This window comes from Bacteroides propionicifaciens DSM 19291 = JCM 14649 (assembly GCF_000375405.1).
GTDB lineage: Bacteria > Bacteroidota > Bacteroidia > Bacteroidales > Bacteroidaceae > Bacteroides_E > Bacteroides_E propionicifaciens.
Map to the genome: position 1 here is coordinate 1 of NZ_AQWS01000009.1, position 24071 is coordinate 24071.

Here is a 24071-nt window from a genome sequence, read left to right on the forward strand (position 1 = left end):
GCTTTTGAATGGACTTAAGGAAGTTGTTTAGTTCTTCACCTGTTTTGAACTGTTTAAAGAACTCATCGGGGATTAAATCTTCTGTTTTCATACATGTCTAAGTTTTTTATTATAAAACAACGGCTCAGGTAAAGTTGTTACCCAAGCCCATCATTTTAACTTACACACTTTATGAGAGGGTGTCTCGAATAAAGATATCCACTCATTCATAATTCTATCTTTATTGAGTTTTGGAGTAATATCTCTTTGCGCAGCCTTGCCAACTTTACATCTAATCTCTTCATTGTCCATAAGTTTGGCCAATACTTCGGCAAACATATTTTTATTGAATAGATCAATAAGATAACCAGTTTGCTGGTCTGTAATATAATCTTTAGGACCGCATTTATACTTGTAAGTTACTGTAGGGAGACCTAGGCTCATAGCTTCAATAAGCACCATGGGTAGACCTTCATAACGTGAAGTCATTACAAATATTGAACTCTCCTTATATTTTTGAATTATATCAGGTGTTGCAGGGTTAATTGTGAAGGAGTCTTCAATTTTATGAGCTTTAATAAGCTTGTTTAGTTCATTCTTCTTTTCTCCGTCACCATAGACTTTGACTTGCCATTCAGGATATTTTTTAGCTAACTTAGACCAGATATCAATTAAATGGTCCCATGCTTTTTGTCCAGAAAGTCGTCCTACTCCAATAATTTGTTTAGAAGAATAATCAATATTTATAGGTTCTTGATATTCTACAACATTGGGAATTACAGTTACGGCTTGTTTCAAATTTCTCCATTGTTCTCGATCTTCATATGTTAATACTACATATTGATCGAACTTTTTAATAATTTGAGTTTGTTTATAGACAAATAAGTTTACTATCAAATGTCCGATGCTAAAAGAATTTAGCCAGCTTAATTTGTTTTTTCGTTTAAACTTTGAAAAATGAGATTCTAATATCTTCTTGCTTGAATCTGAGGCTCTATATAGGTATTTTCCTAGTCTCATATCTGTAGCTATGGAGATGTCGGGTTTAATTTCTAATAATGCTTCATCTAGTTTATTAATAAATAAAGCGATGTTTTGTTTATTCGTGTTTTCACTATCCATATTCAATTCATAAATATGGATTCGTTTATCATACGAGAAGAAGGGTTGATTAGTTGCTTTGAGCAGAGTTATTATAGAAACATCATACCCTTTTTCTATTAAGTAGTTGGCTTTCTGACATAGAATTTTTTCAGTCCCACCTGATCTTGTATAATTAGCGTTTAAATAAACTATTTTCATATCTTATTGATTGCATATATTTAATACAAAGATATATTTTAAGTTGTTTAACTTGTAAGAAGTAGCCTCATAATACAATATTAAAAGAATCCCCCTTCATTATCAGCTGATAATGAAGGGGGATTCTTTTTTAGACTTTTACTTGATGTTCTATTTCATCGGAAGCACTTCAATCCAATAGCCATCGGGATCTATAATGAAATATAATCCCATGCTATGATTTTCGTAGCATACACAATCCATCTCTTTGTGGAACTTGCGTACTTCATCATAATCACCAGCAACACGGAAACATAGATGGCTTTCGTTTTCACCTAGCTCGTAAGCTTTAGGGTGATCTCTAAGCCAAGTAAGTTCGAGAGCAAACCCAGAAGTATTATCTGTTAAGTAAACCAAAACAAAAGAACCATCACTTGCTTCTTTGCGTCTTAGCTCTGTTAAGCCTAAGGCTTTATTGTAAAACGCTATGCTTCGGTCTAAATCAGTTACATTGATATTAAAGTGATCAAATTTAGCTTGTATTTTCATAATCTTTTTTATTAATTATTTACTCCAACTACTTTTAACTTCACCAATATACATCTTTTGTAATGCATCCGAACCGAGTTCTCTTCTTAAAGAGCTATTGGTGATTGATTCGGGAGTTATAGATTGCGATAAAATCTTTTCGCAAGTAATGCTTAATTCAGCACTGTTAAGAAACTCACCGTTTCCTTTTTTATAAATGCTTATTGTGAATGTATCGGAGTTTTCTAGAATATCGTAAACCTCGCTACCAAAAGGGACAAATATAGTTAATGTTGTTTTGCCAAAGAGTGTTCCTACGTTGATTGAAGGAACAAGAATGTTCACTTGCTTATTGTCTTGCATAACATTTAGCGCAATAATGCCGCTGTCAATTAAGCCATAAGTTTCTTGGGGTAGGGTATTGGTTTGATCAGCTGCACTTATAGATGGTGTCAAAGCAGTAGCTGGTATTACCTCTTTGCTTGCTGCATTAACAGTTTGAGTTGGAGTTGGCTCTGATGTAGTCACTTGATTAGTCTGAAATTGTACTTGTCTTGGAGCAAGCGTAGCAAGACTTTCAGTTGCCGAGTTAAATATTGCATCAACGTGGTCGATAGTTTTAGTTCTCCACTTAGCCAAACCGCGAACCATTTTGGTTTGCGCTTTATTAAGTGCCTCTTTATCCGAAATCATCTCTTCGGCAGTAAATTTTTCGTTTTCACCGTAGCTGTAATTTATTTTTTCTATCTGCATGCTGCATTCTCCAGCTTTGACCTCAACCATAAATTGGTAAGTCATGATAGTTTGGTCTAGCGAAAGGAATGTTTCTTTAAAAACAATGGTATCGTTGCCTAAAGCAACTAGCCTACCTGAATCGAAATCTTTGTATACAACACGACTCATCTTAGAGTTGAACTGGGTTTCCATCCAACTCTCTATTTTATCGAAAATATCTTTCTTTGTAGCTTTGGGTATATGTACTGTCTTAGCGAATACTACTTTATTGTCAATTTCGGGTACAGCCCCTGCTAGATACTTGTCGCTGTCTGTTTGTGCGTATAGGGGGGAGGCAATAGTAAGGCACATTACAAAAGCGAATAAATACTTGATTAGTTTCATTTTGGTTTATATTTATAATTTGAGATCAAACTCTTGACCTCGGTGTGTTAGCTTTAAAAATTGGGTGTCGTACTCTTTAGCTACTGCTTCGAAAGCATTAACCGCAATATAATCTTCATGAAAATGCATTGGAGCAATATAACTTGTTTCAATTTTCTCTATAAACTGTTTAGCTCCTAGGTAGTAGTCGGTTTGCAGGCGTTTATCGATGGGGAACATCACCAAATCAATAGCTTTGTATTTTCGATAGATATCTGTAAGCTCTCTGAGGTACCACTCTTCTGCTAGTTGACTCTCTTGAGGAGATGATTCAGCTTTCCAGTGCCAATTATTTAGGTCACCAGCATGAAAAATCAACTTGTTTCCCAAGTGGATAAGAAATGAACTGCCTTGATCCGTCGAACCAAATGCTTCAACACTTAGGTGTTCATCTTCGTAACTCTCACCTTTATCTATGTAGTAAGCATCTTCTTTCTTACTTAGTCGAGCGTCTAGTATATCTTTGGATAAAATATACTGAATATCGTTTCTCTTAGTTACCCAACTTAATATTTCAGGATTGAAATGGTCGTGGTGAGCATGAGTTGATAATACATATAGTTTTTTCTGTGTCTTTAAGAGTTGATCATGTACTAAACCTTTGTCGTCCTGTTCAGAATCTTTGTAATAATCAACTATGATTACCAAATCACTAGTTTCGATTGCAAAGCAACTGTGGAATATATAATATAGTTTAATCTCCATATTTCTGAATTAATCTTTGAAATAGAACAAAATCACGAATCTATAAGTTTGCTCACGGAGCTAATCTATTAATTTTCCATGAATTATTAGCCTCTTTCTCATATAAAAATCTGTCGTGAAGTCGGCTAGGTCTTCCTTGCCAAAACTCAATGCGTATCGGTTCTACTTCGTAACCTCCCCAATTATTAGGACGTTCAATCTCCCTGCCCATCCATTTTGCTGATTCTTTAACAAATTCACGCATCAATTTGAATCGACTGGGTATGGGTTGACTTTGAGGTGATATTCGTGCACCAATTTGGCTTTTGTAGGGACGCGAGTGATAATATTCATCCGATATAGTGGGTGAAAGAGGCTTGGCAAAACCTTCAATATGTACTTGTCGCTCTAGTTCATGCCAAACAAAGCTGAGTGATATTGCTGGGTTTTCGGCTATATGTTTACCCTTACGGCTTAAATAATTAGTGTAAAATACAAACTTTTGGTCAACCACTTCTTTAAGTAAGACTGTCCGAGTAGAAGGGTGACCTTCTGGAGAAACTGTTCCAACAAGCATGGCTGTTGGTTCGTTGACCTCCTGACTAATTGCTTGACCTAGCCATTGCTCAAAAAGCAAAAAAGGATTATCAGGAATTTGATTCCTCGATAACCCTCTCTTAGTATACTCTTGTCTTACAGATCTTAAATTTAAATCCATAATCTTCTATGTATAGTTTAATGCATTCGCATCATTTTGATGCTATCTGCTTTTTTGTGCTTTAGAGTGCATTTACTCTCAAGCAGAAACTTCATTTGTTAGCTCATTGTCAACAAAAAAGGATTTGACATTTTGCAACGTAGTATGTGCAATATTGCCAAGTGCTTCTTTGGTGAAAAAAGCTTGGTGTGAAGTTACAATAACATTATTGAATGAAAGAAGACGTGCCAACACATCATCATCAATTACTTTGTCTGATTTGTCTTGATAGAAATAGTTTCCTTCTTCTTCATAAACATCCAATCCTGCCCATCCCACTTTGTTGCTTTTTAGTCCTGCAATAAGTGCGTGTGTATTGATTAGCTGACCACGACCCGTATTGATAATCATAACACCATCTTTCATTTTACTGATTGAATAGTCGTTGATGATGTATTTGGTGTCGTCGGTGAGTGGACAATGTAATGATATGATATCAGCGCCACTGTACAATTCGTCGAGAGTAACATACTTGATGTTCTGACTTTCTGCAAACTCCTTATCTGGAAACAAGTCGTAGGCAAGAATGTTCATTCCAAAACCTTTTAGAATTTGGATTAGAATCTTCGCTATTTTACCTGTTCCAATGATACCAGCTGTCTTACCGTGCATGTCAAAGCCTAATAAACCATTTAAAGAGAAGTTCCCGTCTCTTGTTCTCCACGTTGCTCTTGGAATACGGCGGTTTAGTGCCAACATAAGTGCTACTGTATGTTCTGCCACAGCATAGGGTGAGTATGCAGGCACACGGACTACTTTAATGCCAAATTTCTCGGCAGCCTCTAGATCCACATTATTGAATCCTGCGCAGCGAAGAGCTAAAACTTTAACTCCATTCTCTGCAAGCTTCTCGATGATTTCAGCATTTGCAATGTCATTTACAAAAATACATACAGCGTCGCATCCTTGAGTAAGTAAGATATTATTAATGCTTAAGTTTCCTCGATAAAAACGCAGGTCAAAACCGAAGGCTTGATTCGTCTCCTTAAAAGAACTTTCGTCGTATGGCTGTGAGCCAAAAAATGCAATTTTAATACCCATTTACAATCTAAATATAATTTTACCTTTAAAAACATATAACTCTACAAAGGTAATAATGTTTAACCTATATCATTATACATCACCCCGATTTTATCTCTTAAGACTCAATGGATAATAGTTGCATTTGTAATTGGTTTGGTGTTCTAATCTCATTTATTGCACAGAATAGTTTGTAGTGTGCAGATTTGTGCTACCTTTGCCGACTGTTAATCAATTAATAATTTTATGGCAAAGAAATTACTTCTGTTTAGTGCGCTGATTGTTGTTTCATTTACAACGTTCGCAGGTGGACTTTTAACAAACACAAATCAGCATATTGCTTATTTGAGGTATTTAGCTCGTCAATCTTCGACCGAAATTGATGCGATTTATTATAACCCTGCTGGTACAGCATTCTTTAAAGAGGGTTGGAGTTTTTCTCTTAACGGACAAAGTGCGTTCCAAACACGTACAATTACTTCTACATTTGCTCCTTTTGCAGGAAATATTCAAAACCTTGGGGAATCTACTAAGAAATTTAAAGGCGATGCTGCTGCTCCCATTATACCGAGCCTCTATGCTGCATATAAACAAGGTCATTGGACATTCTCTGGTAGTTTTGCAATTATTGGTGGTGGCGGTAAAGCTACCTTTGATGCTGGTCTTCCTTCTTTTGAAGCTCCTGTATCGTTACTACCTACTAGTCTAAACGCTAAGTTTGGTACTACAGTTTATGATGCAGACTCTTATATGCATGGTAAACAGATTATTTATGGTCTTCAGATGGGTGCTGCTTATCAAATTAATGATAATTGGTCTGTATTTGGAGGTATCCGTATGAACTATGTAAATAACTCATATTATGGTTATGTGCGTAATATTTCATCAAACATTGGTGGTGGTACTGATCTTGTTAATGTAAGTAAGTATATGACCGAAAAATCTGTGGCTGCTAGCACAGCTGCTGACTATTTTGAGGGTATAGGTAATATGGCCGAGGCTGAAAAGCTTCGTGCTCAGTCGACAGAACTTAAAAAGGTTGCTGATAAGACTGGAGATATTGGCCTAGATAGTAAACAATCGGGTTGGGGTGTGACTCCTATTATTGGTGCCCACTTTCACAATGCTAAATGGGATGTGGCTGTTAAATACGAGATGAGAACTAAGCTCAATGTTGAAAATAAAACTAAATATGATACAACTGGATCGGAAATGTTTAAAAATGGTGTGAATACGCCTCACGACTTACCTAGTATCTTAACTTTTGGTGCTACCTATCAGTTCCTTCCAACTTTAAGAGGTTCGGTGGGATATAATCACTACTTCGATAAAGGAGCTAAGATGGCTGGTGGTAAACAAAAGGATATTAAACAAGGAACGAATGAATATCTTGGTGGTCTTGAGTGGGATATTTGCGATTGGGCACAAATCAGTGCTGGTTTGCAACGTACTAAATATGGAGTAACTCAGAATTTTCAGTCTGATATGAGCTTCTCTCTAAGCTCAATGTCTTATGGCTTTGGTGCAGGATTTATGTTAGCAGATAATGTAAAGTTTAACGTGGCTTATTTCTGGACGAATTATGAGAAAGGCAATAAAGATGCAATGGTTGCAGAGAAAGTTCCAATTTCATATGAATTTAACCGTACCAATAAAGTATTTGGTGTTGGTCTTGACTTTTCTTTCTAAACTAAGTATTTAAAAACAGTGTTTTAAATAGTGTTTTGACTTATAAATTCCTTTGGCTTAGTTGTATGTGAAAATACAGCTAGGCCAAATTATTTTTTAGGGTTGAGACATTGATTTTTTATGACTACTTTTGTGATACATTTAAATTAACTCAAAACTACCGTGTGCTTGGTAAACCACGTAAAAAACAAGATTTAATGAATAAAAACGTATCCGTGTTGTTCATGCTGCTTAGCATGATTTTTGTTGTGAGCCTAATTGCTTCCAATCTTTTCGAAACCAAGGTAATTGATCTTTGGGGGTTGGAAATTACAGGAGGTCTTCTTCTATTTCCCATCTCTTATATTATTAACGACTGTATTGCTGAGGTTTGGGGGTTTAAAAAAGCTCGACTTATTATTTGGTCAGCTTTTATGCTCAACTTCTGTGTTGTTGGTATTGGTTTCTTGACCACGTTGCTACCAGCTTCTGCCGAGTGGGATGGAGGAGAACACTTCAATTTTATTTTTGGTCTGGCACCTCGAATCGCCTTAGCTAGTTTCATTGCCTTTTTGGTGGGCTCTTTCTTGAATGCTTATGTGATGAGCAAGATGAAAATCGCATCGAAGGGTAAGAATTTCTCCTTGCGTGCTATTGTATCTACTGTAGTAGGTGAAACTGCCGACTCTCTTTTATTCTTTCCTATTGCATTTGGAGGTGAGATGCCTTGGAGCTTAATATTTAAACTCATGTGTATTCAAATCTTCTTAAAGTCGTTCTACGAGGTGCTTGCTCTGCCCCTTACAATCCGTGTAGTAAAGTATATCAAGCGAGTCGAAAAAGTGGATACTTTTGATACTGATACCTCTTTTAATGTTTTTAATATTAAAGATATTTAGAGCTGCTAATTCTTGGTTAGTGGTAAGAGTATAATGAGTAGGTGGTTTAAATCAAACCACTTACTCATTATTTATTTTGACCCTTTGATATCCATTGCGGTATTATTCGTGATGATAAGGGCCATTATTGAGTATGGTCATAGAGCGGTAAAGTTGTTCTATGAAAAACAGCCTAATCATTTGGTGCGAAAAAGTCATTTTTGAGAGTGAAAGCATTTCGCTGGCTTGTGAATAAATCAAATCGGAGAATCCGTAGGGGCCACCTATAATAAATACTAACCTCTTAGTGACTGTAATCATCTTCTTTTCGATCCAAACTGCAAAATCAACCGATCGATACTCCTTACCTTTCTCATCTAGCAAAACGATATAATCGCTTGGTGCTAATGACTTCAGTATCAGCTCAGCTTCTTTCTCTTTCTGCTGTTCGGGCGTCAGATTCTTCGTGTTTTTGAGTTCAGGTATAACCTGCATTTCGAAGGATATGTAGCGTTGGGTACGTTGTGTATAGTCTTGAATGGCTTTTACAAAATGTGACTCAACTGTACGTCCGACTACTAGTAATGTAATTTTCATGCTTAATCTGCTAGATGTTTTTTATTTCAGGCCCCAAAAATAGAACAAAAATCTTGTTTGTATGTAGTTTTCATTAACTTTGCTTTACTAAGACCTATACCACCTATGAAAACTAAAGTTTTATTTTTACTCCTAATGGGTGTCTTTTCATTAACAACACTAGCCAATGAGCCTTTAAAAGACTTGAATTTGGCTTTTGCTAAAGGGGATATGCGTTTAATGCAATCTTGTTTAGGTGAAAAAATATCTTTGTCGGTAGTAAATCAAAAATCTGATGTTCCCACAGAAAAAGCAATTACTGAAGTCAATCGGTTCCTTACTAGTTTAGTCATAGAATCTTTCACCATAAGGCACACAAGCTTTAAGGAGGAGTCAGGCTATATAATAGGTTCGCTTCAGACCAGCAGTGGGCGTTATCGTGTAAATTGTTTCTTCAAAAAAGGAGCAGAAAAGTTTTTTATCCACCAAATTAGAATTGATAAAGCAAATGAATAAAATTATTGAGAAGCAAGAACTAATTGATCGTTTAATTGATTTGGCTTTTGCCGAAGATATTGGCGATGGCGACCATTCTACTCTATCGGCAATCCCCGAAACAGCTCAAGGCAAATCCAAACTCTTAATAAAAGAAGAAGGTATCTTGGCTGGTGTTGAGGTTGCTAAATCTATATTTAACCGTTTTGATCCTTCCATGAAGGTTGAGGTTTTGATCCCTGATGGTGCTGCCGTTAAACCTGGCGATATTGCTATGATTGTGGAGGGTAAAGTACATTCTTTATTGCAAACTGAGCGATTAATGCTCAATGTAATGCAACGTATGAGTGGTATAGCTACACTGACTCATAAATATGCTGAAGCCTTAAAGGGTACATCAACAAAAGTACTCGATACGCGAAAAACTACACCAGGTATGCGTATTCTTGAAAAAGAAGCAGTTAAGATTGGAGGAGGAGTAAACCATAGAATGGGGCTTTACGACATGATAATGTTGAAAGATAACCATGTTGATTTTGCTGGAGGAATTCCGCAAGCTATATCTGGAGCTCAAGCCTATTGCAAAGCAAAGGGTAAAGATCTTAAAATTGAAATAGAGGTCCGCAATTTAGATGAGGTTAAACAAGTTTTAGCACATGGTGGAGTAAACCGAATTATGCTAGACAACTTTAGCCCTGCTTTGACGCGTCAGGCTGTTGAACTAATTAACGGTGTTTACGAAACAGAGTCGTCGGGAGGTATTACATTTGAAACCCTCTTAGACTATGCTAATTGTGGTGTCGATTTTATTTCAGTTGGAGCGTTAACACACTCGGTAAAAGGGCTCGATATGAGTTTTAAAGCCTGCTAATTATTCAACACTTAATTTAGAACTCTTCTTATTTATTTTTTAATCAAAATAGCAAAGAAGAGTTTTTTTTAACTTATATTTGTTCTCTGTTGTCAACAGGAATTAATTTTGCTTACAGTTAAGACGTTAAGCTCAAGTTTAATCTCCATGTTTTGATAAGGTAAAAGAATGAAAAGGTTAGCATATATATTTTCTTTGTTTGTACTATTATTTACTTTGGGGAGTTGTGGAACATCAACTTTAGATTACGATCATCCCGATGTGGATATTTTTGTGCGACAACTTAAAGCAGGAACATATGAAACCAAGAGTCCTGAGGGGTTTATTGAAGTTCCCAATTTTATTTACAAAGATGTTCCCAAACTACTCTCATACTCAACTGACTTAACAATCATACCAACCTTTCCGTTGCCTCCTATAGCTTCATCAATAGCAGGTGAAATTAAGCTAGGCGAATGTATGCTTTGGATTGTTGAAACTATCCGAATGGGCGACTATGCTTCACTTGGCTGTCATATGGTGCGTGTAAATGCCGACAATTATGAACCCCGCTATTTCCTTTCTGATGAGGAGATCTTAGATGCAGCCGTTCACTACAAACGCTGGTGGGAGAATCGTCTCTATCCTAAAACACGTTGGTCTGTTGACCCTTGCTTTGACAACCCACTTTGTGGTACAGGTTATCAATGGTGGTGATTTTTCCAGATTATTCAAACTAAATTCCTATCTTCGGTGTTCATTTTATGAACTTAATTTTCTGTGTAAATGAATAAAATAACATCTTTATTTGGAATTCAATACCCTATAATACAAGGGGGGATGGTTTGGTGTAGTGGTTGGCGTTTGGCTTCTGCTGTAAGTAATGCAGGAGGTCTTGGTCTTATTGGTGCAGGCTCAATGTATCCCGATGTACTTCGTGATCACATTCGTAAGTGCAAAGAAGCTACTTCTAAACCCTTTGGTGTTAATGTACCGCTAATGTACCCTCAAGTAGAGGAAATAATGAATATTATAGCTGAAGAAAAAGTACCTGTTGTCTTTACTTCGGCAGGGAATCCTAAAACATGGACAGCTTGGTTGCAAGAAAAAGGTATCAAGGTAGTGCATGTTGTGTCTTCGTCTAAATTTGCACTCAAATCGCAAGATGCTGGTGTAGATGCTATTGTTGCCGAAGGCTTTGAAGCTGGTGGCCACAACGGTCGTGAAGAAACTACAACACTTTGTCTTATCCCTCAAGTTAGTGCTGTAACAGATTTACCTTTGATTGCTGCAGGTGGTATTGCTACGGGTGAGGCTATTTTGGCTGTAGCTGCCTTGGGTGCCGATGGAGTACAAATGGGTACACGTTTTGCACTTACTAAGGAGAGCTCTGCTCACGAAGATTTTAAAAATATGTGTATCAATCTAAAAGAGGGTGATACTAAATTACATCTTAAGCAACTAGCCCCTACACGCCTTGCTAAAAATAAATTCCGTGACGAGGTTGAAGCACTCGAACTAAAAGGTGCAACTCCCGATGAGTTACGTGAATTATTGGGCAGAGGTAGAGCAAAGAAAGGTATCTTTGAAGGCGACTTAGCTGAAGGAGAAATTGAAATTGGTCAAATTGCAGCTTTGTGTGGTGAGCTTAAAACCGTAGCCGAAGTTATGGACGAGCTTGTTAAATCTTATAAGCTTGCTTGCCAAAAAGATTATTCTTGGTAATCTGAAAACATTTAAAAGCCCAACAACATAAGATAAGGGTGCTCTGCAATTTCAGTTTCACAAACTAATCCTCTATTTTTGTAGAAAGATTTTATTATTGCAACATGTTAAAAATAAGTACCCTTTTTTTATTCCTATATATAACTGTTGGAGGAGTTGTGGCTCAAAGTATAAATCGAGAGGAACTAGGTGTTCCTTTCGATTTTCCATTATATCTGAGTGGTAATTTTGGTGAGCTCCGTAGCAATCACTTTCATGCTGGTCTTGACTTCAAGACCCAACACCAATCGGGTAAAAGAATGTTAGCCATCGCCGATGGTTACATTTCAAGAGTGCAAGTAACTCACGGCTCAGGCTATGTGTTGCATACAGTCTACGACAACGGTTTATCTACCACTAATTTACACCTAATGGGTCTTGTGGCTCCACTAGCAGCTCTGGTCGATTCGATTCAGTATGCCAACGAATCATGGCAGATGGATTTGACATTAGAACCCAATAAATATAGAATCCGTAAGGGAGAGCATATTGCTTGGAGTGGAAATATGGGATATTCATTTGGTCCACACTTGCACTTCGAACTTATAGATACGGCTACTGGCGACTTACTCGATGCCATGCCCTATTATCAGCACCGATTAAAAGATACACGAGCACCTAGAGCCGAATCCTATCTTTTTGAACCCTATTTCAATAAAGGGATTATTAATGGCTCTACTGAGCTGACTATTGAACCTGTGCTAGCAGCAAATACAGTATCTGCTTGGGGAGTTGTAGGCATTGGTATTAAGGCATTTGACTTTATGGATGAGGTTAATAATCGGTATGGTGTGCGTAAAATGGAGTTCTATGTTGACGATCAGCTTAGCTTCGAAAGTGATATTGCACGTTATCATCCTTCAGAGAGTCGCTATATAAACTCGTGGACTTATAAAAATCATATGAAGACGTATATAGCACCAGCTAATCCGCTAAAGATGATTAAAGCTTTCAATCAAGATAGGGGGTGGCTTAGAATTGATGAAGAACGACTTTACAACCTTCGATTTGTACTGACTGATTTCCACGGCAACAGCTCAACTTACCGATTAAGTATTCGTGGTATAAAACAAGAAATTCCTTTAACTCCCATCGATGAGGCTTATCAGCTCTCATGGGATAAAACAAATTATTTCTCTAAATTAGGGCTAGATCTTATCATACCCTCAAAGGCTCTTTACGAAGACAATTACTTAGATTTTGAAGTTTTAAGTGCTGATTCTACTTGTAACTCTTTTGTATATCAACTGGCTAAGGCCGAACGCTATATACCTTTGCATAAGCCTTCAGAACTCCGAATACGTGTAAACCCCTCTTTGGTGGCTGATACGACTAAGTTATATATTGCTATGCTCAATGGTAAAGGAGAGTGGAATAGTGTAGGTGGAAAATATAATGCAGGCTTTGTCCATACTAAAATTAGAGAGTTGGGAACATTTGCTGTATTGACAGACTTCTTACCTCCAAAATTGAAAGCGGTCAATAAAAACAACTGGATAAAGTCTGGAGAAATCTCTTTCTCATCTGAGGATAAGCAGACAGGTATACAAAGCTATAGGGGTACAATTGACGGGGAATATGCCTTGTTCTATCTCGATATAATGCCCAAAAGAATTAAGTATAAGCTTGATAAATCTAGATTGGTAAGAGGAAAGCAACATAAAGTACAATTAGAAGTGGTAGATAACGCTAAAAATCGTACATTTATTGAAGAAGAGTTTTATTGGTAATTTATTAGAAGAATCACAAAAATATGAAAAAACTTTATTTAACCACAGCCTTATTATTTGCTGTTATTGCTAGTTCATGGGCTTGTACCAACTTAATAGTGGGTAAAAAAGCCTCTGCTGATGGCTCTACAATAGTGTCTTATTCGGCAGATTCGTATGGAATGTTTGGAGATCTTTATCATTCTCCAGCAGCAGTTTATCCTAAGGGAGCTAAATTGGACATTTATAATTGGGAAGACAATCGCTTTATGGGCACTATTGCACAAGCAAAACAAACCTATAATGTCATTGGTAATATCAATGAATATCAGGTAACTATTGCCGAAACCACATTTGGTGGTCGTCCTGAGCTCGAAGATACTACAGGAATCATTGATTATGGTAGTCTAATTCGTTTAGGATTGCAACGTTCTAAAACAGCTAAAGAAGCCATCAAAGTGATGACTAGTTTAGTTCAAGAATATGGTTATGCTAGTGGTGGTGAGTCATTCACTATTGCTGACCCTAACGAAATTTGGATTCTTGAGATGAGTGGAAAAGGCCCAGGCATAAAAGGTGCTGTTTGGGTAGCTGTTCGAGTGCCTGATGATTGTATCTCAGCGCATGCAAATCAGTCTCGTATCCATCAGTTTGATATGAATGATAAAAATAACTGTATCTATTCTCCTGATGTTGTCTCTTTTGCTCGTGAAAAAGGTTATTTCGAAGGGGTAAATAAAGATTTCAGCTTCTCTAAAGCTTATAATCCACTAGATTTTGGTGGTCTTCGTTTTTGTGAAGCTCGAGTTTGGAGTTTCTTCAATATGTTTACTGACCAAGGAGAGGAATTCCTTTCGTATGTTGAAGGTGAAGATGAAACGCCAATGCCACTATTCATGAAGCCCAACCGAAAGCTTTCTGTTCAAGATGTGCGTGATGCTATGAGAGATCACTACGAAGGTACTCCTCTAGATATTAGTAAGGATTTTGGAGCAGGTGCATACCACACTCCTTATAGATTATCTCCACTAACATTTAAGGTTGGTGATCAAGAATATTTCAACGAACGTCCAATTTCGACTCAACAAAGTGCTTGGGTATTTGTTTCTCAAATGCGTTCTTTCCTTCCTGATGCTATTGGTGGTGTTTTCTGGTTTGGTCTTGACGATGCTAATATGACCGTGTTTACACCCGTTTATTGTGGAACTACTGAGGTACCTTATAGCTATGCTGCAAATGGTGCTGATTATGTAACATTCTCTTGGGATAGTGCATTCTGGATTTATCAGTGGGTCTCAAATATGGTTTATCCTCGCTACGCTATGATGATAGGTGATCTTCGCAAGGTTCAAAATGAATTGGAAGATTACTATACGCTCAATCAACCAGCTGTTGAGAAGGTCGCTTCTGATCTTTATGCTAAAAATCCAGCAGAAGCTGTAAAGTTTCTAACCACCTACACTGGTGTCTCGGCACAACAAGCTTTTGAAGCTTGGAAGAAACTAGGTGAATACCTTATCGTAAAGTATAACGATGGTGTAATAACACGTACCAATAAAGACGGTTCTTTTGAGCGTAACAATATTGGTCAGCCTACAGGCGTAATTCGCCCTGGTTATACTGAAGAATTTCTAAAAGAATATGTCAAGCAAACAGGAGATCGCTATAAAGTGAAATAAAATAATTTACTCTCCTTAATTACCAATTAGGTACTAAGGAGAGTAAATCAAAATAATGATTATATTTAGAGAGGATAAAATTCACCTTTTATCACGTATAAAATAGATAAATTTTAAATACTATAGCCGTATGAAAAACGATGAGCTTTTAAAAAGTGTTATAGCTAAAGCTGAGCAATGGTTAACTCCTGCCTACGATAAGGAGACTCAAGCTGAAGTTAAGGGGATGTTAGACAACAAGGATAATACAAACCTAATTGAGTCTTTCTATAAAGACTTGGAATTTGGTACTGGTGGACTTCGTGGAATTATGGGGTCGGGTAGTAACCGAATGAATATTTATACTGTGGGTGCTGCTACCCAAGGTCTTTCTAACTACCTCAATAAGCAGTTCGAAGATTTGGATCAAATCTCGGTAGCTGTTTGTCACGATTGTCGTAATAATAGCCGAAAATTTGCTGAGATTTCTGCTGATATCTTCTCTGCAAATGGAATTAAGGTTTACTTGTTTGAGGAATTGCGTCCTACACCTGAAACTTCTTTTGCTATTCGCTATTTAGGTTGTCAGAGTGGTATTATGATTACTGCTTCGCATAACCCCAAAGAGTATAACGGATATAAGGCTTATTGGGATGATGGTGCACAAGTTTTGGCTCCACATGACCAAGGTATCATTGATGAAGTAAGCAAGGTTAAAGCTGCTGATATTAAGTTTAAAGGCAATCCTGCACTTATTGAGTTCTTAGGCGAAGAGATTGATAAGATTTTCTTAGAACATGTTCAAGCTGTATCGCTTAATCCTGATGCTATTAAGAGAAATAAAGATCTTAAGATTGTTTATACTCCAATCCACGGAACTGGAGTGACACTAATTCCTCGTGCATTAAAAATGTGGGGTTTCGAAAATATTATTGATGTTCCAGAGCAAAATATTATTAGTGGAGATTTCCCTACCGTAAAATCACCTAACCCTGAAGAGCCTGCTGCTCTTGCTATGGCAGTGGCTAAGGCTAAAGAGACCGATGCCGATTTGGTTATGGCTAGTGATCCTGATGCTGATCGTATTGGCGTGGCTATTACCGATGATAAAGGTGAGTGGATTTTGGTTAATGGAAACCAAATCTGTATGATTTTCCTCTACTACATCATTACACAATACAAAGCTTTAGGTAAGCTTAAAGGCAATGAGTTTGTTGTTAAAACTATTGTAACCACAGAACTTGTTAATAAGATTGCGGCTTCAGCTAATGTTGAGCTAATTGATTGTTATACTGGTTTTAAATGGGTAGCTAGAGAGATTCGTGAGCTTGAAGGTAAGAAAAAGTACATTGGTGGTGGTGAAGAGAGCTTTGGCTTCTTGGCTTCTGACTTTGTACGTGATAAAGATTCTGTTTCAGCTTGTTGCTTGATGGCAGAAATTGCTGCTTGGGCAAAGGATAACGGTAAGTCTCTTTATGAGATGCTTCAAGATATCTATCTTGAGTTTGGATTCTCTAAAGAACGAGTGATTAGTGTGGTAAAAGAGGGTAAGAGTGGTGCTGATCAAATCAAAGCCATGATGACTGATTTTAGAGCTAATCCTCCTAAGTCGTTAGCTGGTTCACCTGTTGTTCGAATTAAGGATTTCCAAACCCTTGAGTTGACTGACACAGTATCGGGTAAGGTTTCTAAATTAGAAATGCCTGATACTTCTAACGTACTACAATTCTACACAGAAGATGGTTCTAAAGTTTCTGTTCGTCCTTCAGGTACTGAACCAAAAATTAAGTTCTACATGGAAGTTAATGGGCAGATGAAAGATCGTAAAGATTATGATAAAGCAAATCAACTGGCTGATGCTAAGGTTGACCAAATCTGCAAAGACTTGGGTATTTAGTGCTTTTATCTACAAAAAATAAATAACGGGCATTGGTAATTAACCGACGCCCGTTATTATTTATACGAGGTTATAAGTTGTGATCTAATCTAAAGTTGGCTCAATGATGAGCTTAAACATTACCATGTCTTTTAGGGGATGCCCATTTTCAATGATGGGTTGCTTGTAGTTTTCAACAAAGAAGTTGGGACGTACACCGTAGGGCTCAAATTGCATCTTTCGATAGAAAGAGAATGCATCAAAACTCTGATCTCCTGTACCAACTATTAGGTCGATAAAGTTGTGTTGCTTGGCATAAGCAATCGCAGCTTCGACAAGCTGTCTTCCAATTCCTTGTTTGCGATGTGCAGGGGCTACTGCTATATTCTTAATTTCTAAAACGTTCTCATTAATTCGGTTAAGAGCTAGTACACCAACAAGTTGATGTTCATTTTCTGTTCTAGCTTCTATTAAGACACTTTCGTGAATATACTTGTTAATAGCTTCTTGGTCTTCATCGGCCAATAGCAATAAATCGTAGGGAATAGCTTCGCCTACTTTTGTCTGAATTTCAATTTGGTAGCTCATTGCTTTGTATTTTGAAAAAACTTCTAATATAACCTATTACTAGCTATCAACCAAGCATTCATGGTCCTAATCTAGGGCAAAAAGAATAATTGTCAGGTTTTTATAATCTATATTTCCGTTTTAAATATTACCTTTGAGTTCATTACTAACCAATTTACGCTATAATGTGATTAATAAATACCCCCTAATTTCTTCAAAGGGCTTTATTTAAATCCACCCTCATACTCATATCTGTTATATTTATCACAGGGAGCTATTCTTGGGTATATAGCATACTCCCAATTCTACTTAACGTATTGATATATAACATTAGTCAAAGTTAATTTGGCTAAGTCATGCTTTGGATTTAACCCTCTAGCCCTTTAACTTTATTCTAAGTCTAATTTTAAAGGCAAAATATTATATGAGTATTATAATTCAAAATATAAGTTTTCAGCACCCTGACGGTGACGTGCTATTTTCTGATCTCTCTTTTTCGTTAGAGTTTCAGCAACAACTCGCTTTAGTTGGAGATAATGGTTCGGGTAAATCGACTCTGCTACGATTGATAGCAGAAGATATTCCTTTGCTCCAAGGTTCTATTATTTCTCAAGAGCCGATCTATTTAGTTCCACAAGATTTCACTCCCTACTTGAATAACTCTGTGGTAGATGTTCTAAAAATATCAGACAAGCTTCATGCTCTTCAAGAGATTCTGAATGGTAATGTTGATATTATTAACTTTGAAACCTTAGGAGACGACTGGGAGTTTGAAGAACGAGTTAAAAGCGAAATGGAAAAGTGGGGACTTCAAGATATTTCACTTGACACTCCTTTGAACGAGTTGAGTGGTGGTGAAAAGACTAAAGTGTTTTTGGCTGGACTAACCTTGAATAATCCAGGCATTGTATTGATGGATGAGCCAACCAATCATTTAGACTATACATCCAGAATATTACTTTATACTTGGTTAAAACAGACTACTGCTTCTGTACTAGTGGTTAGTCATGATAGAGAGTTACTCAATTTACTCTCTGGTATTTTAGAATTGTCGAGTCTAGGACTTAAGTATTATTCGGGCAATTATGAAGCTTATAAGGAGCAGAAAGATATTGAACTTGGTGCTATTCATGCTTCACTAAAAAATAAGGAGACTGAGCGTAAGCAAGCTCAACTTAAGCAGCAAAAAGTTGCTGAGCGTAAACAAAAGGCTGATAGCCGTGGTCAGAAATTAAGTGCTCGTAAGGGTATTGGAAAGATGGCGATGGATACGCGTCAGGATAGAGCAGAAAAAACCTCAGCCAGATTTCAAGCTGATCATCAAGGCAAGGTTGAAGGTATTAGTTCAGATATTAGGGAGATTAAGAATAAAATAGCTGAACAATCGGTATTAAAGCTTCATTTGGAGTCTTCCAGTTTACCTGAGAATAAATTACTTGTTGAGGCTACTGATGTTAATTACTCCTATAATGGCGATAAGTTGGTTTGGAAGGAAGCATTAAGTTTTAAGCTTTGGAGTGGTGAACGTGTTTTATTGAAAGGATGTAATGGTTCTGGCAAAACAACCCTGATTCGGTTAATTACCGAGATGGTACTTCCTACACAAGGAACGCTTAAAATTACACCCAATAATTGGCTATATCTAGATCAAGAATACAGCTTCTTAGACGGTTCTAAAACAGTATACGAGCAGGCACAAGCTTTCAACTCCAAATTACCTGAGCATGAGGTCAAGTGTATGTTGCATCGCTCACAACTTTCTTTAGAATTCTGGGATCAGCCTTGTAGCTCACTAAGCGGTGGCGGAAAGATGAAATTGAGCTTGTGTAGTTTATTAATTTCGTCTGTTGCACCCGATTTAATGATACTCGACGAGCCAACAAATAATATCGATATGCATAGTATTGCTATTTTAACCCAAACATTGAGTCATTATAAGGGAACGCTTTTATTGGTTTCTCACGATCGATACTTTGTTGAGGAGCTCGGAATTGATCGCGAGATTAATCTGGATTAGTCTTTAATTAAAAAAGAGAAGGAGAGTGTTAAGCTCTCCTTCTTTGATTTTATAAATCAGCCTCCAACAGGTAAGTACTTTCGGGAGTGTATTTAGTATTGTCTGGTGTAATGATAATCCAATAACTCAAGGTTTCGATAATTGATGCCGTGACGATATCTCCTTTTTTATATTGTTTGCTCCAATAGGTTTTAGTAATAAGTTTTGCCCGAATCTCATCGTGATGAATATGCATTACCTCAAACCACATCTCATCTTGCTTTTTGAAATTATCGTGTTGTTCTAAATCTAATCGAACTATAAACTTCCACTTGTAGCTTGCTCGTGTAGGGCTTAAGTAGGCTATGTCTGGGAAGTCTTCAAAAGTTTTAGTACCATACTCTTCATAGGCATTAAAAAAGGAGGCGTATCGCTCTCTAGCCATAAGACATTGGCGTTTTTTTTCCTCTGGGTCAATATAGAGTAGGGGGTCGTTATCTAGAGCTTTGCTATAGATTTGTGGTGAGATCAATAAATCTTCTTCAATAGCAAAGAGAATGCCCGAAGGATCTCTAAACTTATTGTAACCGCTGTCGGGTTTTTCTCGGTACTTGAACCCACCCAGGGCTTCATTAGGGTATTGCTTTAGTGCTTCTTCCCAGCGTTGCCAACATAGAACCATATCTAGTCCATCGTAACCAATCTGTATAGGGCATTCCTCTTCAAAGCTCTCTTGAATAAATCTATTGGCTGTGGCATGTAAGAGCTGGCTCATCTGCTCTACGTTATTATCCACACTAATGATTTCAAGCTCGGGAGCTCCACATCTATAGAGTCCTACCGTTCTCAACCAATACTTTTTCTTACCATCACTAGCGATATCCGAAATAATATTTACCAAGTACAAACTACGAGGTGAAGGTGGAATTTTTGTTTGGCAGGTAGTCTGTAGCCATTCCGATGAGAAAACTCGGTTTGAAGAGAAGTCAAGAACTAGCAAGACATCTTTAGCAATGGCCTGCATTACTTTAACTTGTAGCAAGAATGAGTTTAGGGGCTTAGCACTATATACTTGCTTTGTGAATAAAAAATAGGGGCGATCTAAAGCCTCTTCTATCGTCATTTGACTTACTCCCCGATCAAGCACCATTTGCGATACTTGAATGTTTCGTGTTTTGCCAATTGATATATAAACAGTAAATAATATACCCTCGTATTCGATGTCTACTTTCCATTCTAAGTTAAGAATCGGGAGTACTTCATCCGTAAAGTTGGAGTTTTTAAGCTGAATATTATGGAGTTTTATTTCAGAATGATTCTGAAGGGAGTCCAGTAAGTCTTTTTGAATAAATTCTATTTCTGTACTCTTTAAAATTACACCCATGAAGGAGTGTGCTTTTATACCACTCTTCTGAATAAAACCTTCGTAAATTTCATTGTTTGTCATGCGGATTTATTGCAAGTTATGTTGTTTTACTTTTTTAGTTGTTTGTGTTCTATATAAGGAGAAATAACGAATTTATCTTGTATAAAGTTTTAAGTTTTTAGTAATTTTATCTTATTGTTGCTCAGAGAAAATAAACTAATCTAGGCTCTTTAAGAAGGAGCTAATGATTTGATGTTGTTATGCTAAATTAAATGTTCTGGAAGTAGTTTTGGCATGGCACCCGCATTAGAACATACGAATGCAGAAACATCTACTGCTCTTTGATGAGCTTCACGCATAGACATACCTCTAAGTATTGAGGCACAAAAACTAGCAGTGAATGAATCTCCAGCTCCTACTGTATCAATAACATTGACCTTTGGAGTCTCTTTAAAAGAATGTTTTTGCTCAATAAAGACGTGGCTGCCGTGTGCTCCACAAGTCAGTATAAGGGTGCTTATTTCGAATTTGTCCATTAATGATCTGCAGATGTGCTCAGCATTCTTGCCTTTTAATTCAAACAACCTATCTACTACGATTAATTCTTCATCATTAATCTTTAGGGTATTACACACTTTTAGAGAAGCTTCAATTACTTCTTTTGTATAGAATGACTGCCTGAGATTAATATCAAATATTTTTAACGTATTCTGATCCTTAGGCATTGCTTTTAAAAACTCATGTATAGTTTTATGGCTAGTACTGGCACGTTGGGCTAATGTACCAAAACATACAGCTTGTGTGTTTTGAGCAATCGCTTTAATTTGGGCATCAAAGGGGATGTAGTCCCAGGCAACTTCTTCTTTAATTTGATAGCTAGGTATGCCTAAACTATCGAGTTCAACTTCGACTGTTCCAGTAGGATAGTTTGAGATTGCTAAGTAGTTGTCAATATCCCTAAGCGACATAAAGTCTTTAACTTCAGCTCCTAATAGGTCGTTACCAATAGCACTTACTACTTTGCTATTGAATCCAAACTGACCAACATGATAGGCAAAATTAGTTGGAGCTCCTCCTAACTGTTTTCCTTGTGGAAGAATATCCCATAAAACTTCTCCTAACCCTATAATAAATCTTTTCATACGTTGACTTCCGATTGAGTTCAGCCTCAAGTTATTATATTCTTTAATGTTCCCCAACTAATCAACTGAAATCTTACAACCAAACTCCTTATTTGCTTGTTGTATGGCTAGATTTAAATACTTAAATATGAAAACAATTCAAATAAAATACTACATGGATCCCATTTGCTCGGCTTGTTGGTCGATTGAGGGTATTATCCGCAGGTTGAAACTGGAGTATGGCAACGACATATCAATTGAAACTTGCATGGGTGGGCTATTGCCTCCTGAAGGCTGGGATATTGATTCAGAAGATTACTTAGCACCAGCTGAATTGGCTGAGCTTTGGGATAAGTCGAGTATAGACTATAATATGCCCATCAATGGTGATGTTTGGTTGAAGTCTCCCTTGTCTTCTTCCTATCCTGCATCGATTGCTTATCGAGCTGCCTTCTGCCAAAGCCCGAGTTTAGCTGATGCCTTGCTTCGGAAGTTACGTGAAAAACTTTTTGTTGAATCGTGTGATATCTCAAGCGAGTCGTTTGTCTTTGAGTGCGCTAAGGAAGTAGGGCTTGATATGTCTATTTTTAGGAAAGATTTTATAGCCGACGGTAAGGTGGCTTTTGATAGAGATATTGCTCAGGGAGTCGAGTTAGGTGTGGAACTATTTCCTACTTTATATCTTTATCCTTATGGTGTTCTCAAGTCTGAGCTCGTCAATGTGCAGCACTATAAGGAGTATGAATATGAACTGCTCAAATTAGTGCCCAATATCGCAAAGACCAAATATGATAAATCTGCCCTTAGTATGTTAAAGAGATTTGGTTCTCTTACCAGCAAAGAGCTCTCTATTCTTGGCGACTGTACTATGGAAAATGCAACAAAGCAACTTGATGATTTAGTTGATAATAATCTGGCTACTGTAATACGTTCTGCAAATGGTAGCTTATGGGAGATAGTGAGATAAGCCGTTATTTTAAGTCCTTTTAGCATTTCCAGCCTAGTTAGTCTAGCTCTAGAACCATTTATGTTAGGTATCTTTGCATTCGATTTAGAAATAAGTAGTTCTATTGTAAAGATATTATCAAAAAATGAAGAGTTTAGCAGGTTTAAAGGGCATTATGTTTGCCATTATTTCATCGGGAACCTTTGGTCTGATTCCCTTATTTACGATTCCTTTGGTTAAGGAGTTAGGAATGAGTGAAGCCAATATTCTTTTTTATCGCTTCTTTTTATCTACTATAATGATGGCTGTCATTTGTTTGGCCAGACGAAGTAATCTTAAGATAAAGTTAAAAGACTTGATTCCAATTTTCGCACTTGGTGCTTTATACGCCTTGACAGCTCTGTTTTTGGTTTATTCTTACAACTACATTTCAAGTGGGGTAGCTACTACGATTCATTTTCTGTACCCCATTTGCGTGAGTTTTTTGATGGTTGCCTTCTTTAAAGAAGAAAAGTCTAAATCCTTATTCTTTGCTGCTTTCATATCGTTAATTGGGGTAGCTCTGATGTGTTGGACGGGCTCTGGTAGCATGAGCATGATGGGTGTTTTTCTTGCTGCACTGACTATTATTACTTATGGGGTTTATATTGTAGGATTAAATCAGCTCAAGGTGGGCCAGCTACCTGCTGATGTATTAACCTTCTATGTTATACTCGCTGGAGCAGTAATCTTTTTCTTGTATGCTCAATTTGATGGAGGAGGTATTCAGGCTATACCAAGTGTTGATGCAGGGTTACATTTATTAGCATTGGCGTTTTTAGCTACTGTTGTTTCGGACTTTGCTCTAATACTAGCTGTAAAATATGCAGGCTCAACCGTAACGGCTATTTTGGGTTCTATGGAACCATTAGTTGCCGTAAGTATTGGCGTATTGGTGTTTTCAGAGCACTTTACATTTCAATCTTTAATCGGTTTAGTTCTGATTTTGATATCAGTCTTACTAGTTATCCTTAGCGATCAGCAAAAAAAGAAGAAATTGACGACTCAAAAAGTACCTATTAATCATAACTAAGTAGTTTAGAATATAAACATTCAAAGTGTAGCAGAAAGAATTATTCGGCTACACTTTTTTGTTATATCACGGCAATACTAGGTAGTTCAGTATAAGTGTTGTAAAACTATTTTAATAATATC

22 protein-coding genes are annotated in these 24071 nt (G+C 37.1%); 12 read left to right on the top strand and 10 right to left on the bottom strand.

The window, feature by feature from the left end:
- Positions 1-150: 150 nt before the first annotated feature.
- The 6 genes from B091_RS0103730 to B091_RS0103755 all read right to left on the bottom strand — a co-directional run bounded on the left by B091_RS0103730 (position 151) and on the right by B091_RS0103755 (position 5428).
- On the bottom strand, positions 151-1281 hold the full coding sequence (locus B091_RS0103730; RefSeq protein WP_018108666.1) for a glycosyltransferase family 4 protein: 1131 nt from the start codon (positions 1279-1281) through the stop codon (positions 151-153).
- Positions 1282-1431: 150 nt separating this feature from the next.
- The gene (locus B091_RS0103735; RefSeq protein ID WP_018108667.1) at positions 1432-1809 is read right to left on the bottom strand and encodes a VOC family protein; all 378 of its coding nucleotides are present in this window, start codon (positions 1807-1809) and stop codon (positions 1432-1434) included.
- 15 nt (positions 1810-1824) lie between these two features.
- Positions 1825-2907 (bottom strand): DUF4468 domain-containing protein, encoded by a 1083-nt coding sequence (locus tag B091_RS0103740; RefSeq protein WP_018108668.1) that lies wholly within the window; start codon positions 2905-2907, stop codon positions 1825-1827.
- 12 nt (positions 2908-2919) lie between these two features.
- Positions 2920-3645: an MBL fold metallo-hydrolase gene (locus tag B091_RS0103745; protein ID WP_025069427.1), complete on the bottom strand. Its 726-nt coding sequence runs from the start codon at positions 3643-3645 to the stop codon at positions 2920-2922.
- Between the two features lie 58 nt (positions 3646-3703).
- Positions 3704-4348, bottom strand: coding sequence for a pyridoxamine 5'-phosphate oxidase (pdxH, locus tag B091_RS0103750; protein WP_018108670.1), 645 nt, complete (start codon positions 4346-4348; stop codon positions 3704-3706).
- 78 nt (positions 4349-4426) lie between these two features.
- Entirely contained in the window at positions 4427-5428 is a 1002-nt protein-coding gene (locus B091_RS0103755; protein WP_018108671.1) for a 2-hydroxyacid dehydrogenase, read from the bottom strand.
- 225 nt (positions 5429-5653) lie between these two features.
- On the opposite strand from B091_RS0103755, the gene B091_RS0103760 reads away from it, so the two are divergent.
- Together B091_RS0103760 and B091_RS0103765 are read left to right on the top strand one after the other, a co-directional pair.
- Entirely contained in the window at positions 5654-7096 is a 1443-nt protein-coding gene (locus B091_RS0103760) for an OmpP1/FadL family transporter (protein ID WP_018108672.1), read from the top strand.
- Positions 7097-7293: 197 nt separating this feature from the next.
- A complete protein-coding gene (locus B091_RS0103765; RefSeq protein ID WP_025069428.1) occupies positions 7294-7974 on the top strand; it encodes a queuosine precursor transporter in 681 nt (226 codons plus the stop codon).
- A gap of 102 nt (positions 7975-8076) precedes the next feature.
- On the opposite strand, the gene rlmH is transcribed toward B091_RS0103765, so the two are convergent.
- Positions 8077-8550: a 23S rRNA (pseudouridine(1915)-N(3))-methyltransferase RlmH gene (gene rlmH, locus B091_RS0103770; protein WP_018108674.1), complete on the bottom strand. Its 474-nt coding sequence runs from the start codon at positions 8548-8550 to the stop codon at positions 8077-8079.
- A gap of 105 nt (positions 8551-8655) precedes the next feature.
- On the opposite strand from rlmH, the gene B091_RS0103775 reads away from it, so the two are divergent.
- The 7 genes from B091_RS0103775 to B091_RS0103805 all read left to right on the top strand — a co-directional run bounded on the left by B091_RS0103775 (position 8656) and on the right by B091_RS0103805 (position 16902).
- The gene (locus tag B091_RS0103775; protein WP_018108675.1) at positions 8656-9045 is read left to right on the top strand and encodes a DUF4783 domain-containing protein; all 390 of its coding nucleotides are present in this window, start codon (positions 8656-8658) and stop codon (positions 9043-9045) included.
- Entirely contained in the window at positions 9038-9895 is an 858-nt protein-coding gene (nadC, locus tag B091_RS0103780; protein WP_018108676.1) for a carboxylating nicotinate-nucleotide diphosphorylase, read from the top strand. Before B091_RS0103775 ends, nadC begins: the two co-directional genes overlap by 8 nt.
- Positions 9896-10063: 168 nt before the next feature.
- The gene (locus B091_RS0103785; protein WP_018108677.1) at positions 10064-10591 is read left to right on the top strand and encodes a DUF4943 family protein; all 528 of its coding nucleotides are present in this window, start codon (positions 10064-10066) and stop codon (positions 10589-10591) included.
- Positions 10592-10660: 69 nt separating this feature from the next.
- Entirely contained in the window at positions 10661-11599 is a 939-nt protein-coding gene (locus tag B091_RS0103790; RefSeq protein WP_018108678.1) for an NAD(P)H-dependent flavin oxidoreductase, read from the top strand.
- Between the two features lie 104 nt (positions 11600-11703).
- Positions 11704-13368: a M23 family metallopeptidase gene (locus tag B091_RS0103795; RefSeq protein ID WP_018108679.1), complete on the top strand. Its 1665-nt coding sequence runs from the start codon at positions 11704-11706 to the stop codon at positions 13366-13368.
- Between the two features lie 23 nt (positions 13369-13391).
- The gene (locus B091_RS0103800; protein WP_018108680.1) at positions 13392-15026 is read left to right on the top strand and encodes a C69 family dipeptidase; all 1635 of its coding nucleotides are present in this window, start codon (positions 13392-13394) and stop codon (positions 15024-15026) included.
- Positions 15027-15156: 130 nt separating this feature from the next.
- Positions 15157-16902, top strand: a complete 1746-nt coding sequence (locus tag B091_RS0103805) for a phospho-sugar mutase (protein WP_018108681.1) — start codon at positions 15157-15159, stop codon at positions 16900-16902.
- 84 nt (positions 16903-16986) lie between these two features.
- Here the strand turns inward: B091_RS0103805 and B091_RS0103810 are convergent, their stop codons facing one another.
- A complete protein-coding gene (locus B091_RS0103810; RefSeq protein ID WP_018108682.1) occupies positions 16987-17469 on the bottom strand; it encodes a GNAT family N-acetyltransferase in 483 nt (160 codons plus the stop codon).
- A gap of 403 nt (positions 17470-17872) precedes the next feature.
- Here B091_RS0103810 and B091_RS0103815 point away from each other — a divergent pair, with 403 nt between their 5' ends.
- A complete protein-coding gene (locus B091_RS0103815) occupies positions 17873-19465 on the top strand; it encodes an ABC-F family ATP-binding cassette domain-containing protein (RefSeq protein ID WP_018108683.1) in 1593 nt (530 codons plus the stop codon).
- A gap of 49 nt (positions 19466-19514) precedes the next feature.
- Here the strand turns inward: B091_RS0103815 and B091_RS0103820 are convergent, their stop codons facing one another.
- Both B091_RS0103820 and B091_RS0103825 read right to left on the bottom strand, forming a co-directional pair.
- Positions 19515-20891 (bottom strand): DUF4026 domain-containing protein, encoded by a 1377-nt coding sequence (locus B091_RS0103820; protein WP_018108684.1) that lies wholly within the window; start codon positions 20889-20891, stop codon positions 19515-19517.
- Between the two features lie 182 nt (positions 20892-21073).
- Positions 21074-21952, bottom strand: a complete 879-nt coding sequence (locus tag B091_RS0103825) for a carbohydrate kinase family protein (RefSeq protein WP_018108685.1) — start codon at positions 21950-21952, stop codon at positions 21074-21076.
- A gap of 127 nt (positions 21953-22079) precedes the next feature.
- On the opposite strand from B091_RS0103825, the gene B091_RS11705 reads away from it, so the two are divergent.
- On the top strand, positions 22080-22898 hold the full coding sequence (locus B091_RS11705; RefSeq protein ID WP_018108686.1) for a DsbA family protein: 819 nt from the start codon (positions 22080-22082) through the stop codon (positions 22896-22898).
- A 124-nt stretch (positions 22899-23022) separates the two neighbouring features.
- Complete coding sequence (locus B091_RS0103835; protein WP_018108687.1) at positions 23023-23949, top strand: EamA family transporter; 927 nt, start codon at positions 23023-23025, stop codon at positions 23947-23949.
- The last annotated feature ends 122 nt before the right edge of the window (positions 23950-24071 follow it).